The organism is Catellatospora chokoriensis (genome assembly GCF_011297315.1).
Lineage (GTDB): Bacteria > Actinomycetota > Actinomycetes > Mycobacteriales > Micromonosporaceae > Catellatospora > Catellatospora citrea.
Map to the genome: position 1 here is coordinate 52,607 of NZ_JAAOTI010000036.1, position 14,608 is coordinate 67,214.

15 protein-coding genes and 1 tRNA gene are annotated in these 14,608 nt (G+C 69.6%); 7 read left to right on the plus strand and 9 right to left on the minus strand.

Annotated features, from left to right (window positions below; genetic code table 11):
• Positions 1 to 50: 50 nt before the first annotated feature.
• Both kduD and kduI read right to left on the minus strand, forming a co-directional pair.
• A complete protein-coding gene (gene kduD / locus HAV39_RS36715) occupies positions 51 to 830 on the minus strand; it encodes a 2-dehydro-3-deoxy-D-gluconate 5-dehydrogenase KduD (RefSeq protein WP_191843768.1) in 780 nt (259 codons plus the stop codon).
• The gene (gene kduI / locus HAV39_RS36720; protein WP_191843769.1) at positions 827 to 1,642 is read right to left on the minus strand and encodes a 5-dehydro-4-deoxy-D-glucuronate isomerase; all 816 of its coding nucleotides are present in this window, start codon (positions 1,640 to 1,642) and stop codon (positions 827 to 829) included. The genes kduD and kduI overlap by 4 nt, the downstream gene beginning before the upstream one ends.
• A 165-nt stretch (positions 1,643 to 1,807) precedes the next feature.
• On the opposite strand from kduI, the gene HAV39_RS36725 reads away from it, so the two are divergent.
• Positions 1,808 to 2,596: an IclR family transcriptional regulator gene (locus HAV39_RS36725; RefSeq protein ID WP_191843770.1), complete on the plus strand. Its 789-nt coding sequence runs from the start codon at positions 1,808 to 1,810 to the stop codon at positions 2,594 to 2,596.
• Between the two features lie 122 nt (positions 2,597 to 2,718).
• Here HAV39_RS36725 and HAV39_RS36730 read toward each other — a convergent pair whose 3' ends face one another.
• Positions 2,719 to 2,943 carry a tautomerase family protein gene (locus HAV39_RS36730; RefSeq protein WP_120314678.1) on the minus strand — a complete coding sequence of 75 codons (225 nt, stop codon included), beginning with the start codon at positions 2,941 to 2,943 and terminating at the stop codon, positions 2,719 to 2,721.
• Between the two features lie 222 nt (positions 2,944 to 3,165).
• Between HAV39_RS36730 and HAV39_RS36735 the strand changes: the two genes are divergently transcribed.
• Entirely contained in the window at positions 3,166 to 3,936 is a 771-nt protein-coding gene (locus tag HAV39_RS36735) for a YcnI family copper-binding membrane protein (protein WP_191843771.1), read from the plus strand.
• Complete coding sequence (locus HAV39_RS36740; RefSeq protein ID WP_203736513.1) at positions 3,933 to 5,609, plus strand: copper resistance CopC/CopD family protein; 1,677 nt, start codon at positions 3,933 to 3,935, stop codon at positions 5,607 to 5,609. Before HAV39_RS36735 ends, HAV39_RS36740 begins: the two co-directional genes overlap by 4 nt.
• 122 nt (positions 5,610 to 5,731) lie before the next feature.
• Here HAV39_RS36740 and HAV39_RS36745 read toward each other — a convergent pair.
• Positions 5,732 to 5,803: transfer RNA gene (locus tag HAV39_RS36745), tRNA-OTHER, on the minus strand.
• A 300-nt stretch (positions 5,804 to 6,103) separates the two neighbouring features.
• Here HAV39_RS36745 and HAV39_RS36750 point away from each other — a divergent pair.
• Positions 6,104 to 6,736, plus strand: coding sequence for a hypothetical protein (locus HAV39_RS36750; RefSeq protein WP_191843772.1), 633 nt, complete (start codon positions 6,104 to 6,106; stop codon positions 6,734 to 6,736).
• A 174-nt stretch (positions 6,737 to 6,910) separates the two neighbouring features.
• On the opposite strand, the gene HAV39_RS36755 is transcribed toward HAV39_RS36750, so the two are convergent.
• Together HAV39_RS36755 and HAV39_RS36760 are read right to left on the minus strand one after the other, a co-directional pair.
• A complete protein-coding gene (locus HAV39_RS36755) occupies positions 6,911 to 7,669 on the minus strand; it encodes a dienelactone hydrolase family protein (protein WP_191843773.1) in 759 nt (252 codons plus the stop codon).
• A gap of 142 nt (positions 7,670 to 7,811) precedes the next feature.
• Positions 7,812 to 8,291, minus strand: coding sequence for an SPW repeat protein (locus tag HAV39_RS36760; RefSeq protein ID WP_191843774.1), 480 nt, complete (start codon positions 8,289 to 8,291; stop codon positions 7,812 to 7,814).
• A 295-nt stretch (positions 8,292 to 8,586) separates the two neighbouring features.
• On the opposite strand from HAV39_RS36760, the gene HAV39_RS36765 reads away from it, so the two are divergent.
• Complete coding sequence (locus HAV39_RS36765; RefSeq protein ID WP_191843775.1) at positions 8,587 to 9,108, plus strand: FBP domain-containing protein; 522 nt, start codon at positions 8,587 to 8,589, stop codon at positions 9,106 to 9,108.
• A gap of 80 nt (positions 9,109 to 9,188) precedes the next feature.
• Positions 9,189 to 10,952, plus strand: coding sequence for a glycoside hydrolase family 9 protein (locus HAV39_RS36770; protein ID WP_191843776.1), 1,764 nt, complete (start codon positions 9,189 to 9,191; stop codon positions 10,950 to 10,952).
• 69 nt (positions 10,953 to 11,021) lie between these two features.
• On the opposite strand, the gene HAV39_RS36775 is transcribed toward HAV39_RS36770, so the two are convergent.
• Genes HAV39_RS36775 through HAV39_RS36785 form a run of 3 tightly spaced genes read right to left on the minus strand, consistent with a single transcriptional unit; the run spans position 11,022 to position 13,359 of the window.
• Positions 11,022 to 11,351, minus strand: coding sequence for an EthD family reductase (locus HAV39_RS36775; protein WP_191843777.1), 330 nt, complete (start codon positions 11,349 to 11,351; stop codon positions 11,022 to 11,024).
• Positions 11,339 to 11,806, minus strand: coding sequence for a cupin domain-containing protein (locus tag HAV39_RS36780; protein ID WP_191843778.1), 468 nt, complete (start codon positions 11,804 to 11,806; stop codon positions 11,339 to 11,341). Before HAV39_RS36780 ends, HAV39_RS36775 begins: the two co-directional genes overlap by 13 nt.
• Positions 11,803 to 13,359, minus strand: coding sequence for a Rossmann-fold NAD(P)-binding domain-containing protein (locus tag HAV39_RS36785; RefSeq protein WP_191843779.1), 1,557 nt, complete (start codon positions 13,357 to 13,359; stop codon positions 11,803 to 11,805). The genes HAV39_RS36780 and HAV39_RS36785 overlap by 4 nt, the downstream gene beginning before the upstream one ends.
• Positions 13,360 to 13,626: 267 nt before the next feature.
• On the opposite strand from HAV39_RS36785, the gene HAV39_RS36790 reads away from it, so the two are divergent.
• A complete protein-coding gene (locus HAV39_RS36790; protein ID WP_275413955.1) occupies positions 13,627 to 14,598 on the plus strand; it encodes a chitosanase in 972 nt (323 codons plus the stop codon).
• The last annotated feature ends 10 nt before the right edge of the window (positions 14,599 to 14,608 follow it).

Genomic DNA, 14,608 nt, shown 5'->3' on the forward strand with positions numbered 1-14,608 from the left:
GAGGTTGGCGGTCGGCGGATCGTACGGGTTTGGTGCGCTGGAGGCCAGGGTCAGCGGGCCATCCAGCCTCCGTCCACGACCAGGACATGGCCGTTGACGTAGTCGGCGGCGGCGGAGCTCAGGAAGACGGCCGCTCCGGCGATGTCGGCGGCGTCTCCCCAACGACCGGCCGGGATGCGTTCGAGGATGGACCGGGAGCGGTCCGGGTCCGCACGCAGCGCGGTCGTGTTGTCGGTGTTCATGTAGCCGGGCGCGATGGCGTTGACCTGCACGCCGCGCGGGCCCCACTCGTTGGCCAGGGCTTTGGTGATGCCGGCGACGCCGTGCTTGCTGGCGGCGTACGCGGCCACGCGGAGTCCGCCCTGGAAGGAGAGCAGGCTGGCGATGTTGACGATCTTGCCGTGCCCGCGTTCGGTCATCGGGCGCCCGAACTGCTGGCAGAGGAAGAACAGGCCGTTCAGGTTGACGTCCACCACGCGGTTCCACGACTGCCGGCTCACGTCCACCGAGTCCTGGCGGTCGATGATGCCGGCGTTGTTCACCAGGATGTCGACCTGGCGGTCGCTGTTCACCTGCGCGGCGACCCGCTCGACGGCGTCGTGGTCGCTGACGTCGAGGTCGACGAGTTCCACGGCACGACCGAGGTCGGCCAGCCGGTCCCGCGTCGAAGACTGGCTGCCCGGCCTGCCCAGCAGGACCAGGTCGGCTCCGGCCTGGGCGAGCCCGCGAGCGATGGCCTGTCCCAGGCCGCGGCCGGCGCCGGTCACCACGGCGCAGCGGCCGGTCAGATCGAACGGCGACCGGAGTTCGGCGGCGGGCTGGGCGGTCACAGGTCCTCCAGCGCCACGGGCTGCAGGTCGGTGTAGTCGTTGTTCTCGCCGCCCATGGCCCAGATGAAGGCATACGAGCCGGTGCCGACGCCGGAGTGGATCGACCACGGCGGTGAGATGACGGCCTCGCGGTCGCGCACGACGAGGTGGCGGGCGGCGCCGGGCTGGCCCATCAGGTGGAAGACCCGGTCCTTGTCGTCGAGGTCGACGTACATGTAGACCTCGGTGCGCCGGTCGTGCAGGTGCGGCGGGAAGGTGTTCCAGACGGAGCCGTCGGCGATGACGGTCACGCCGAACTGGAGCACCGAGGTCTGCAGCTCCTGGCCCCAGGCGTACCGGTAGAGGCTGCGCTCGCTCGCGCCCTGCGCCGTGCCCAGCTTGACCGGCTCGATCGCCGCGTGGCTCAGCAGGGCGGTGGGGTAGGACGCGTGGGCGGGCGCGGACACGAAGTAGAACGCGGCGTCGGCGCCGGCGAACACGACCTCGTTGCCACGGCCGACGAACAGCCCGTCGAGGTGACGCAGTTCGAACTTCTCGTCGTTGACGAGCACGTGGCCGGACTGACCGACGTTGACGATGCCGAGCTCGCGGCGGGCCAGGTGCGAGCTCGTGCCGAGCACGTCCCAGGCCGGCAGTTCGAGCCGGCCTGCGCCGGGGACAGCGCCGCCGACTATCAGCCGGTCGTCGTGGGTGTACACCCCGCGCACCTCGCCGGTGCGGAACAGGCGGTCGACGAGAAAGTTCTTTCGCAGGTCCGCATTCGTTGCCGTCTCCACGCTGGACGGCGATGCGGAGTGCCTTACCTCGATCAAAACTTCTCCTCGGTTGTGAACCTGGTTCCGCTATGTGAACTGAACGCGACGATACCCATGGCCCGGATCACGAGTCAAGGGGCCGAAGTCAGTCCCTCTATGTGAACTGTGGTTTAGTGTTGTACGCCGGGTCATGTACCACGATGGATTGATGAGGAGGCCGCGGTGGACGCGGACAAAACGGTCAACAACTCCGCTACCTCGCAGGTCAAGTCTGCTGCGCGCGTCCTCGACGTGCTGGACGACATCGCCGCCAACGGCCCCGGCACCCAGCTGCAGCTGGCCACCCGCCTCGGCATCCCGAAGAGCAGCCTGCACGCGCTCCTGCGCACCATGTGCGCTCGCGGATGGCTGGACACCGACCAGACCGGCAGCGTCTACCGGCTCGGCGTCCACACGCTGACGGTCAGCTCCGCCTACATCGACGGCGACCCGGTGCTGTCGCGGGCCAGCGCCGTGATGGACGAAATCGCGGCGGCCACCGAGGAGACCGTGCACCTGGGTCGCCTGGAGGGCGCGGAGATCATCTACACCGCCAAGCGCGAGTCCAAGCATCCGTTGCGCATGTACTCAGCCGTCGGCCGCCGGCTCCCCGCCTACAGCACGGCCCTCGGCCGGGCGATGCTGGCCGAGATGCCCGAAGACGTCCGCGAGACGTTCGTCCCCCACGAGATCAAGGCCATCACCTCCCAGACGATCACGGACCGGGACGCCCTGCTGGCGACCATCGACAAGGCCGCCCAGCTCGGCTACGCAGAGGAGAGCGAGGAGTCGTGCCTGGGCGTGCGCTGCTTCGGCGTCGCGCTCCCCTTCTCGCACCGGTCGGACGACGCGCTGAGCGTCGCGGTGCCGATCAGCCGTCTGAAGCAGGGCCGGGAAGACCTCATCATCGAGACCCTGCTGAGCGTGAAGGCCCGCCTGTCGGCGATGCGCGACAACGGCCTGGTGCGCTGAGCCGAGCCGGCGTCCGGACCGCGACCACCGGCTCCCCTGACACCGACCGACCCCTGACTACGACGATGGGGCCGACCTGCGCACAGGTCGGCCCCATCGTCTTGCGCACTTGAACAGCGACGTCAGCGCTTCTCGAGAGCCGCCACCACACCGGCACGGCTGGCGTCCTCGCTGGCCAGCACACCTCCGTTGGCCACGACATCCGGCGTGATCTCCGTGAACACCATGCGGACGTCTTGCTCACGGGCCCCGAGGAGCTCGACGGCGCTGTCGGTCACGGCCCGGGCAAAGGCCCTGCGCTGCTCCACGGACCGGCCCGCGAGCAGTTCGACGGTGATGTTAGGCATGGCGCCCCTCCCTGTACCGGCTGTCCACGTCATGGACTTCAGTTCATCAACGTGAACGCACGCTACAGGCCCTCCGGGGGTGTCGCAACGATGGACCTTCGTCAGTTCACATACTTGACATCGGTTCGGCCTGTTGGTCGAATCATGGCGACCCGATGCGGCGACGCCCGCACACCGATCAACACCGGCGAGCCGACTCGTCCTGAGGCGCGAGGATGCGACATGCGGCGCAATGACTTCGGATCCGCCCAGATCCCGGCCGACCGGCCCGACCGCCGTCCGGCGCGAACGCGGGCACGCCGCGCCATGCAGGCCGGCGCCGCCGCGCTGATCGCCAGCGTGTTCGGGTTCGCGTCCCCGGCGGGTGCGCACGTCACCGTCACCCCCTCCACGACCGCGGCCGGCGCCCACGCCGTCCTGCAGTTCAGCGTCGGACACGGCTGCGCGGACTCGCCCACCACCAGGATCACCATTCAGATCCCGGCGCAGATCACCTCGGTGACCCCCACCCGAACGGCGCTGTGGAAGATCGCGAAGCAGACGGAGACGGTCGACCCGCCCGCGGTGGACGCTCACGGCAACAAGATCGTGCAACGCGTCGCCTCGGTCACGTTCAGCACGGACACCCCGCTCCCGGACGGCTACCGCGAGGTTTTCGAACTCACGGTCCAGCTGCCCGAGGCCACGGGAACCAAGCTCGTCTTCCCGACCATCCAGACCTGCGCGCAGGGCGAATCCGCCTGGATCGAGGTCGCGCAGGACGGGCAGAACGTCGAAGAGCTCGAGCTGCCCGCCCCGAGCTTCATCACCTCTGAGCCCGGCGAGGGCACGGCCCACCACATGACCACGGACGACGCCCATTCCGAGCACTCCGCTGCCACAGCACCCGTGTCGGGAAAGGACCGCGCGCTGACGTTCGCCGCGCTGGCGGCCGGCGCCCTCGGCACGCTGCTCGGCGGCGCGGCGCTCGTACGACAGCGCCGCCGGACATGACCAGCCGACGATCGCGGCGCATCCGGACCACGGCGCTGCTGGTCCTGGTCTTCGTGCCCGCGATGCTGCTCGGCCTCCCCCAGCCGGCACACGCGCACGCGCACCTCGTCGGCACCGACCCGGCCGAGGGCGCGGTCCTGCAGACCGCACCCGACCGGGTCCTGTTCACCTTCGACGAAGCCGTACGCGGCGTCCCGGGCGGCGTCCAGATCTACGGCCCGCAGGGTGAGCAGGTCGAAGCAAGACCGACCGTCACCGGCGCCGAGCTCGAAGTCGTGCCGGCTGCCCGCCTGGGCCACGGCACGACCGTGATCACCTGGCGGGTCGTCTCCGACGACGGCCATCCCATCAGCGGCGCGCTCACGTTCTCCGTCGGCGCGCCCACCCCCGTCACCACCCCCGCTCCCAGTGACGCCAGCAGCGTCCCGGAGATCCCCTGGACGCTGACCCTGGCGCGCGTCGTGGGCTATCTCGGCCTCCTTCTCGCCACCGGACTCGTCGCTTTCGCCGCCTTGTTCCTGCCCACCGACCCCGGCGCCGACCGCCCCCGACGCCAATTGGCCACCCTCGCGCGAACCGCCGCAGCCGTCGCGGTGGCGGCATGGCTGGCGGCCTTGCCGATCACCGCGCTCTACCTGCTCGGCGGCGGGCCGGCACTGCTCAGTCAGGGCGCGACGTGGTCCGCGCTGCCGCTGACCGAATACGCCGTCGCGGCGGCCGTCGTCGGTGGACTTACGCTGACTGTGACCCTGTTCAGTCCCGCGACGACAACGCGTCGGCGACGCGTCGCAGCGGTAGCGGCCGCCGCGCTCGCGGTCACGGCTCCCGCGCTGGTCGGACACGCCCGCGCAGCGAGTCCCGAACCGCTCGTCATCGGCGCGGACGCGCTGCACCTGCTCGCGGGCAGCGTCTGGCTCGGCGGACTCGTAGGACTGGCGCTGACATTGCCGGGCCTGTCCAGTCACGGCACCACGGCGGCCGAGGTGCTGGCCCGGTTCTCCACCACCGCCGCCGGTGTGCTCGCCGCCCTGGTCGCCACCGGCTCGCTGCTGACATGGCGGATCCTCGGTTCCTGGACAGCTCTCGTCGACACCGGCTACGGCCGACTGGTACTGGCCAAGATCGCCGTCGTGTCGGCAGCTCTCGCCGTCGCAGCGTGGAACAGGTGGTCGCTGCTCCCCCGGCTCCAGCAGGCAGCGAACAAGACCCGTCGACAAGCGCACGCCCGACCGGTGGTGCGCGCCACCGCCATCGAAGGCGCGGTCCTTGCCGTCGCGCTGCTCATCACCGGCTTCCTCGTCGACACGAGCCCCGAGGGCGGCACCCGGCCCGCGAGCGCGTCGGTCCAGGCCAATCCCGACACGCATGAGACGACACTCGGCGACATCAAGGTGCGGGCTTCCCTCACGCCGCTCACCCGCGGGCCCAACACCCTCACCCTTCGGCTGAGCACTCCGCCCGGCGAGCCCACCGAGGGTGTCGCACCTCCGGTGGTACGGCTGTCCTCCGACGGGGCGACGCTCGGCGACATCCCGCTGACGCAGGTGTCGGCGGGCTTCTACACGGCGCAGGTCATGCTCCCGGTAGCCGGGACGTGGCGGATGCAGGTGTCACTACGGGTCAGCCAATTCGCCAACCCCGTGGGTGAGCTGGAATTCGTCGTAGCGGGATGACGTCGCCGTCCAGCTGCGGTTGGCCCTACATCTCAGAATCCGAACCGCATTCGAGCAGCTCAAGGACCCATTCCGTGGTTTCGCGACTTGTTCATCGACCAGCTGCCCCCACGTCCAAGAGGCGGGGCCGGCCGGATTCGCACCGGCGTCCTCCGCATTGACGTGCGGCGCGACGACTTCTGCGCTACGACCCCGCTCGCCGGCAGTGTAGTGCCGATCATGAGCAGGCGTTGTCCGCCCGTGGCTCGCGCAGACCTCTGCTGCACGAACAGGCCAGCTTTCTCGCGCCGCCCATGATGTAAAACCACGCCGTGGATGAGCGCTGGCGTCCCCCGCCGGTGACAGATCAGCGGATCCTTCTTGGCATGCGCCTAAGCCCCCGCCATAATCAGTTATCGGTGCAGTAATTGTCCAAGAACTGGGCCGAGCAACTCCCCCGCCACCGGCTCGCCGCGATCAGGTATCGGCCTGACCCACATCCAGCAGGGACGCGCATGGAAATGGACGAGATGTTCGATGCCGCCATGCACCGCCTGGACACCTCGGCTCAAGAGGCCAGACGAACCGCAGAGGCAGCACTGCAACTGCTCGCCGATGAGGCGTCGGCCTACCACAAGGTACTGCGAGAGGTGGCCGAATTCGGAGCCCAGAGACTTCTCCAGGCTCGTGTACCCACCCTGCCCATATGTTCACCCGGGGTACGCCGCAATGGCTTGTTCACGTGGTATCACGGCCGATACGAGCTCGTTCAGCCCCAGCTGACGCGCGGCTGGCCCTTGTTCCACTTTCTGCTTGAGTGGCATGAACGGCGACCGGACACCGAGATCCACTGCTGGCTCTCGAAGGATGCCCAGCTCGTATGTGTCCAAGGAGCCGCCACCAGGCAGCGGATCGGCGGAATCTACCCAGCGAGAATGGGATCTTCCGGAGAGATACCCGGCAGCGGGTGGGCTGTCTGCACCATCGCCGCGGATACCGACCTGGACAAGTCCCTGCTTAGTGAGCCTGCGGTCCAGACCATGCTCAAAGTACAGAAGGACGGACGAGGATATGAGCATTTCTCGTCCACGGAAAAGCTCCGCACACACCTGATTGAACAGATCGCAAGGATCGCCCGATCCAGCTGAGATCGACCGCACCACGGCCATGACTACGCAAACGCGCGCGAGCCTCGAGAGACACCTCGACTTCGCCCTCCCATAGATGCACACCTACGCAAGCGTGCGTTGGTGTGCATCTGGCGACAAGACGATCCGTCGTCGGCCACGGGTCAACGGCACGTAGGCATGGCGGTGGCGGTGTCAGGAGTTGCTCGCGGTGCGGGGGCCACCCAGGTGTCGGGCGAAGAACCGGATCGAGCTGTCGATCTCGAAGGACGGGACTCGAAAGTGGCTGCCGGGATTGGCGTGCAGGGTCTTCTCGGCAGAACCGAGTGCGTCGAACAGCTTCATCACGGAGTCCCGTGGATTGCCTTCGTCGTCCCACTGCAGCACGAACTCGACCGGGACCGTGATCCGCGCCGCGGTGTCGATCAGCCAGTCGCTTCCGATGAGGCCGAGGACCGCGGCCGTGATCCGAGGTTCGGCCGCGACGAGGCGGATGCCCATCTCGCCAGCCGCGGACAGGCCGTAGTACCCGACGGGTTGGCTGTCGCCGACGGAGTCCAGTTTCTGGAGTGCGTCCAGGGTGGTCTGCCAGTCGGGTATGAGCTGAGACGCCACAGTTTCGTTGAGTTGGGGCCACGCCGGGCCGAAGGGCTCGCCTGCGGCTTCTCGTTCCTGGATGATCGCGACGAGCCGCCGGATCTCCGGGTGCTCCGGCCGGTCACCGGTGCCCGGCGCATCGATCGCGGCGGCCGCGAAGCCGCAGGAGGTGACGTAAGGGAAGGCCCGGGAGACGACCTCCCATCCCTTCTTGTGCTGGCCGCCGCCGTGCCCGATCAAGACCAGCGGACGGGGACCGGAGCCCTCGGCGGGCGTCCAGAGCACCCCGGGGATGTCCCCGATACTGAAGAGCTGTTCGCGGATACCGTCAGCGACGCTTTCCGAGGTGATGCGCATGGCGGGGATTAAACCGGCATTCGCACCGCCGCGGCGAGCCAATTGTCCGGGCGCTGGTTACGCCGGAGGAGCACCGATGGCCCGCCGTCGGCCCGGCCGCGCGCGCCGCAACGCGATGTTGCGACGCGCGACGACTGTCCGACTACGCTCGGGGCACCTCGCGGAACGATTGCGCCGTAGTGCCGAGGCCCGCCGTGTCGGCGATCCGCCGCCTGCCCACGGACATCATGGCGATGGTGCACACCAGACCCACCAGGCCGACGATGACGTTGCTGACGATGGCACCCACGCTCGGTGCGGGTCCGCTGACCAGCCAGGGCGAGACGATAGCCCACGCGCTGATGATCGGGGCGACCCAGGCGATCCGGTGCGAACGTCCGTACATCGTGGCGAAGCACAGGGCCAGCACGGCCAGCCCGACACCGGAGATGACGTTGCTCGCCGTCAGGCTGGTGTGGCTGGTGAAGCCCACCACCCAGGGCGAGATCGCGAGGTAGAGACCCGACAGGAAGGTCAGACCCTCCACCACCTGCGCGGTCGGGGTCTCGGCGGCTTCCTCGTACCGCAGCCGAAGCTCCGCGAGGTCCGGATGATCTTCGATGCGAGGGGTTCGAACAGTCATGCTAAACACCTCCGAACAGCCACAATAAACAACCGTTCCTAAAGCTGACCTCTGTCGACTTTACGCTGGTCAGGGTCATTAACCACCCCGTTAGCGCGAACGCGGGCACCCCCCTCGTCCGGCCACCGCGCCGAGGCCCCGCGAGCGGATGCGGTTCGGGGCGAAATCGAGTTGCCGCGTGTCGTGCGGGGGACGACTCTGTGGCCTGGCATCGGGCCCCACCGGATCTCGATGCCGGGGCGTCATGAGAACTGGCAGACCGCACTGGTCCGGCCGACTGACGGACAGGATGATCATGCAACCACTGACCGCTGCCGAAATCCGGGGCTGCCTGGCGAACACGTCGAAAGGCGAAGGTCAGCGGCTCACGCTACCGGCGCCGCCCGAGCACCTCGCCTGGCCGGACCTGGACTTCCTCGGCTGGCGCGACGCCAGGGCGCCCGGTCGGGCATACCTGGTGACACCGTTGGGGTCCACCGTCGTCGGGCTGGCGCTGAGCGCGACCGTGCCGCCTCGGACCTTGATGCGGTCGAGCATGTGCGAGTTCTGCCACACCCTCCACGACGCCGCGTCGATCGCCCTGTTCTCAGGCCGTCTTGCCGGTGCCGCCGGCCGGGCCGGCAACACGGCCGGAACGTACGCGTGCACCGACCTGGCGTGCTCGCTGTACATCCGCAACCTGCGTAAACCGTTCCTGCCGCAGCCGCAGGAGACCATCACCCCGCAGGAGCGCATCGCCCGCCTGCGACAGAAGGTGACCGCGTTCGTCACCCGGGTGCTCGACACCGACCCGTCGGGCTCCCGCCAGGCAGCGTGATCGTGACTGAAACATGTTCGTGGTGGGCGACTGCGCGACCATCCCCGAGCCGGCCACCCGCGGGGTCATAGATTTGCCGCATGGAGACTCCCGTACTCGCGGACGACGAGAGGTGTTCACCGGTGCACACCAGGGCTGACACGGTGCCGGCCGTCCTGGTCGGCCACCTGGGGTACGGGCTGCCGGCCGCCAAGGCCGCGATCGCGGTGCTGCCCGGCGGCGCGGCGCCCCAACAGGTCGAACTGCTCGCCGAGGACGGGACGCCACAGCCACCGCTGACGGCTGGGCCGGTCCAGGCGGTGCCCGGCTGGACCGCTGGACCGTACGCACGTATCGACCTGCCACACGACCTCGGATCCGGCCGCTACCGCGTCCGCGTCCGCGACGCCGCGGGACGTGAGGCGACGTCACACGTGTTCGAGGTCTCCGCCGACCGGCTACAGCGCCAGACCATGTCGGACGTCCTCGCCTACTTCAAGGCGATGCGGTCCAGCGGCGAGATAGACCGCAAGGACCGGCACGCCGCCCTGTACGGCGACGACTCGGGCCGCACCGTCGACGCCCGCGGCGGCTGGCTGGACGCCAGCGGAGACACCAGCAAGTTCCTCAGCCACCTCACCTACACCCGGACCATGAGCCCGCAGCAGATCCCACTGTGCGCCTGGGCGATGATGGCTGCCCGCGACGCCCTCAGCGGACACCACCCCGCGCTGCTGCGCTCACTGGGCACCGGGCTGCGCGACGAGGCGCTGTGGGGCGCCGATTTCCTGGTCCGCTTCCGCTCCCCCGAAGGCTACTTCTACACCGGCATCTTCGACGCGCTCACCAAACGCCTCGACGAGCGCGTGATCACCGCACCGCTTCCCGACTGCGTCCGCACCGACCGTTACCGAGCCGGCTACCGGCACGGCGGCGGTCTGGCCATCGCCGCGCTCGCCCGCGCCGCCACCCTCGACGACGCCGGCGACTTCAGCCGATCCGACTACCTGTCCGCGGCCCGGCACGGCTTCGCCCACCTGGAAGTGCACAACCTCGACTACCTGGACGACAGCGCCGAGAACATCGTCGACGACTACTGTGCGCTGCTCGCCGCCGCCGAACTCGCCGCCGCCGGGGACAGCACCGTACGCGCAGCAGCCGAGCAACGCGCGGCGTCCCTGCTGGCCCGATACGTCCGCCCGCCCGACCAAGGCCCCGGGTGGTTCCTCGCCGACGCGCAGGGACGGCCGTTCTTCCACGCCGTCGAAGCCGGGCTACCCGTACTGGCGCTGCTGCGCTTCGCGCAGGTCCTACCCGAAGCGCCAACGGCCCCGGCCGCCCGAGCGCTCGCGCTGGAAGCCACCCTGGACACCGTGCGGCGCAGCCACGCCGTCGCCAACCCGTTCGGCTACCCGCGCCAGCGCGTGCAACCCGCCGACGCCGACGCCACCGACGCCTTCTTCTTCCCCCACGCCAACGAGACCGGCTACTGGTGGCAGGGCGAGAACGCCACCATCGCCTCGCTGGCCGCGGCAGCGGCCACCTGCGCCCGCCTCGACGAGGCAGACCCGGCCGAACGGGAGAGACTCGCCGCCTTCGCCGACGACCAGCTCGCCTGGATCACCGGCCGCAACCCGTTCGACGTCTCGATGGTCCAGGGCCGGGGACGCAACAACATCGACTACGAGACCGACTTCCCTAACGTGCCGGGTGGCATCGTCAACGGCATCACCGCCGGCTGGTCCGACGAGAACGACATCGCCTTCCTACCGCCCGACGCCCCCACCGGAGACTCCTGGCGCTGGGCCGAGCAGTGGATCCCCCACGCAGGATGGTTCCTGCTCGCGGCGTCCTGCGCCCGCTAGGAGCACGTGGAGCGCGCACCGTGGCGTGCCGGCGCCGGACACGGTCGGCGGCACACCACGGTGTTCCGGTCAGACCGTGACCGGTGCGGTTTGCACGTGGTGGTCCTCGTTGTAGAGGAAGGTGACCCCGCCGGTGGCGAAGTTGGGCACGTCCTCGACCGCAGCCTGGCCTTCGGGGCTCGCGAGGATGGCCTCGAGGTCCTCGCGGGTGTCGGCGTAGAGCCCGACGATGAGGTGGTACGGCGGGGTCTGGCCGGCGACGGCGGCCTCGCAGCGGCCGATCGTCCACTGCTTGAGTCCGCGCATCCGCCGGGCGATCGGCAGGTGGACGTCGCGGTAGTAGTCGTCGAATGCCTGCGGGTCGGCCGGGTGTCCGTAAAGGATCGTCAGGCGGTACATGCGGGTTCTCCTTCGTGGTGGGTGTGCAGCTGGAAATCGGCGAACCGGAACTCGGGCGACACAACGCAGGTGACCAGGGCCGGCCCGGTGGTCGGTCGCGCGCTCTGCCAGGTCCCGGCCGGGACGAGTAGTTGCGGGTGCTGCCCGGCGGCAGGGTCTCCGCCGAGCAGCGTCGGGGCCGCGTCGGCCTCGGGTGCGGGTCCGGTCCCGCCGAGGCGCAGTTCGAGCGGTAGCCCCTGGTGCCAGAGCCACAGTTCGTCGGAGGAGACCCGGTGCCAGGCCGACTCCTCGCCGGGATGGAGCAGGTAGTACACGGCGGAGGCGGCCTGGTGGGGGCAGTCGCAGCCGGCCGGGACGGGGCTGGTCCAGGTGCGGCGGTACCAGCCACCTTCGGGGTGCGGGGCCAGGTCCAGGCGCTCGGCGAGCGGTGGCCTGGTGGCCGGTGCGGCGGTCATGGGTGGCTCCTTCGTTCGGGCCGGTGGTCGGCGTCGGGCCCGTACAGGCGGTAGAAGTCCGCGAGCAGGCCGCTGGTTTCCAGGGTCCGGTCGCTGAGTGCGACGTTGTGGCCGGGTTGGAAGCGGTGGCCGGGGTCGGCCAGGGCGGCGGCGCCAACGAGCAGGCCGGCCATGATGAGGTCGGACTGCCGGTTGGGCACGCTCTCGGCGTGGTGGAAGTTGACCGGGTATCCGTCGGCCAGCACGTCGATGCGCACTCCGTGGGGCAGGACGAACCTGGTGCCTTCGACGTCGAGGTCTTCGACGTGTTCGGCCAGGCCGGTCAGCGCCGGCAGGTCGAACTCGACGGTCCGGCTGGTGACGCTGGCCAGCACGCAGTCTCGGCGTACCGCCGACAGCTCGGGGACGCCCAGACAGGTCCGTCCGGTGCTGCCCACGATCAGCCAGGGGCGGTGCTCGGCGATGAGCCGGGCGAGGTCGGTTCCGGTGTGGTAGCCGTGCTCGTGTGCGCTGACCAGGCGCAGCAGGTCCCTGTCGTGGCAGGCTACGCGCATCCGCCGCTGCCGCAGCAGCTGTGCGATCTCGGCGCCGATCTGCCCGTAGCCGATGACCAGGGCGGGTCTGCCCTCCCATTTCTCGCCCGGCATCAGCCGCAGCAGGTTCGCCACGGCCGCCTCGGCGATCCAGTACGACTCGATCGTGCCTTTGAGCCGCGACTGGGCGACCGACAGGACCGGCAGCGGGATGCGGTCGCCGTACTTCTCCAGCCGGTAGATCCCCGACATGGTCTGCTCGACCAGGCCGTCGTAGCCGGCGACCAGGTCGGGACGTTCGTCGAGCAGGGCGGGCAGCACGTAGCCGCCGTCGTCGACGGCGATCGTGCGCGCGCATCCGAGGTGCTGGGAGCGGCGGGCGTGGGACTCGGCGGCGGCCATTACCTGGCCCGCCGGGAACATGGTCACGCCGAGCTGGCGCAGGTGCGCCTTGACCCGGTGCGTGAGCCGGTACGGGTAGCCCTTGTCGATGACGGTCAGCGCTTCGGCGCGGGCGCCCAGCGCCAGCGCGGTCTCCACCTGCACCACGAGGTCGCTCATGAAGTGACCCATGACCATGAGCGCGGTGTCGCCGAGCACCTTCGAGGGCAGGGTCCGGACGAGTCCTGACAGCAGCGGCAGCTCCCTGGCCAGGCGGTGCAGTTCGACCCGGGTGAACGCGACCTCTTCGAGCACCTCGGCGAAATGCTCGCGCCGACCTGCCGGCAGGCCGGCGCCCGGTTCGATGGCGAGGCTGAGCAGCAGGCTCTGGGGCGGGTGGGCTCGCCGCCGGGCCGGGCGTCCCGCTGACACCCGCAGGACTGCGCCGTCTTCGGTGGTCAGCACCCAGGCTCCGGGGCCGGTCTGGTGGACGTCGCGCAGGCGGTCGGCACCCGCGAGCGCCGAAAGCCTGTCCAACGTCTCCTCGGCGATCTCGGCGATGTCCTCGTCGGCGCACACCATCTGGAAACCGGCCAGGTATGCCCGTTCCTGATCCAGCGCCTGTCTCGATTCCACCACTCGAGCAGGATAGTGAAAAGTTGCACAAAGTAACTAATCGACTACTTTGTGTAGCGCTGACGGGAGTGTCGCGACCGCCGAGCGGCTGCACGAGCAGGACTGCGTGAAATCCGCGGGGCGACCATCGCGGCCACGGGGAATTCCCTGGCTCACGCCTGCACGCGGCGGGCCGCTCCACTCGTCGCTCCACGAGTGTCCGTGGCGCGTGCGCCGCGCAGGTAATACGGTCTGTCGGGCACGCCGGAGACGCTCGACGGAAGGATCCCGATGAGGCGAAAAGACCCCAGGGTCTGGATGGCCGGCACGGCAGCCTCTGCGGTCGCGGGAATCGCCGTGCTGGCCGTCCTCGTGATCCCCGACGAGGAACAGCCGACCGCCCCGTCGGGACTCGCCGCCGCGCCGACGGCGACCGCCGCGCCGTCACCGGTCCCACAGACGCCTTCCGCGAGCGTCACGGCCGTCGCGTCGCCGCGACCGTCGGCCACGCCGAGCACACGGCCTGCGGCTTCCGTGCGGCCTGCAGCCCGGGCCGGGCTCGACGACCCGAAACTGAAGGACATCGCGATGCAGCTGGTGTCCAGTGCGGAGAACTCGTCGCTGAACTGGCGGGCCCAGTACCGCTACATCGAGGACATCGGCGACGGCCGCGGCTACACCGGCGGCATCATCGGTTTCTGCTCCGGCACCGGCGACATGCTGGAGCTCGTCGAGCAGTACACCCGGCGCAAGCCGTCGAACGTGCTGGCCGGCTATCTTGCCGCGCTGCGGCGCGTCAACGGGTCGGCCTCGCACGCCGGGCTCGACCCGGGCTTCACCGCCGCGTGGGCCACCGCGGCCGGCGACAAGGCGTTCCAGCAGGCCCAGAACGATGTGCGCGACGGGATGTACTTCAACCCGGCCGTCGCGCGGGCCAAGTCCGACGGGCTGCGGGCGCTCGGCCAGTTCATCTACTACGACGCGATCGTGATGCACGGGCCCGGCGACGACCCGGTCAGCTTCGGCGGCATCCGCGCGGCCGCGCTCAAACGCGCCCGGCCCCCGGCGCAGGGCGGCGACGAGACCGCGTACCTGAACGCGTTCCTCGACGCCCGGGTCGCCGCGATGCGGACCGAGTCCGCGCACGAGGACACCAGCCGGGTGGACACCGCGCAGCGGGTGTTCCTCAAGGCCGGGAACCTCAACCTCGCCCTGCCGCTGAGGTGGAAGGTGTACGGCGACACGTTCAGCATCACCGGCTGACGTCGCGCTG

Coding starts and splice junctions, on each gene's coding strand:
- HAV39_RS36750 (WP_191843772.1), top strand. CDS start 6,104: ATGGAAATGGACGAGATGTTCGATGCCGCCATGCACCGCCTGGACACC.
- HAV39_RS36780 (WP_191843778.1), bottom strand. CDS start 11,806: ATGACCGCCGCACCGGCCACCAGGCCACCGCTCGCCGAGCGCCTGGAC.
- HAV39_RS36790 (WP_275413955.1), top strand. CDS start 13,627: ATGAGGCGAAAAGACCCCAGGGTCTGGATGGCCGGCACGGCAGCCTCT.
- HAV39_RS36770 (WP_191843776.1), top strand. CDS start 9,189: ATGGAGACTCCCGTACTCGCGGACGACGAGAGGTGTTCACCGGTGCAC.
- HAV39_RS36735 (WP_191843771.1), top strand. CDS start 3,166: ATGCGGCGCAATGACTTCGGATCCGCCCAGATCCCGGCCGACCGGCCC.
- HAV39_RS36775 (WP_191843777.1), bottom strand. CDS start 11,351: ATGTACCGCCTGACGATCCTTTACGGACACCCGGCCGACCCGCAGGCA.
- HAV39_RS36760 (WP_191843774.1), bottom strand. CDS start 8,291: ATGACTGTTCGAACCCCTCGCATCGAAGATCATCCGGACCTCGCGGAG.
- HAV39_RS36730 (WP_120314678.1), bottom strand. CDS start 2,943: ATGCCTAACATCACCGTCGAACTGCTCGCGGGCCGGTCCGTGGAGCAG.
- HAV39_RS36755 (WP_191843773.1), bottom strand. CDS start 7,669: ATGCGCATCACCTCGGAAAGCGTCGCTGACGGTATCCGCGAACAGCTC.
- HAV39_RS36740 (WP_203736513.1), top strand. CDS start 3,933: ATGACCAGCCGACGATCGCGGCGCATCCGGACCACGGCGCTGCTGGTC.
- HAV39_RS36765 (WP_191843775.1), top strand. CDS start 8,587: ATGCAACCACTGACCGCTGCCGAAATCCGGGGCTGCCTGGCGAACACG.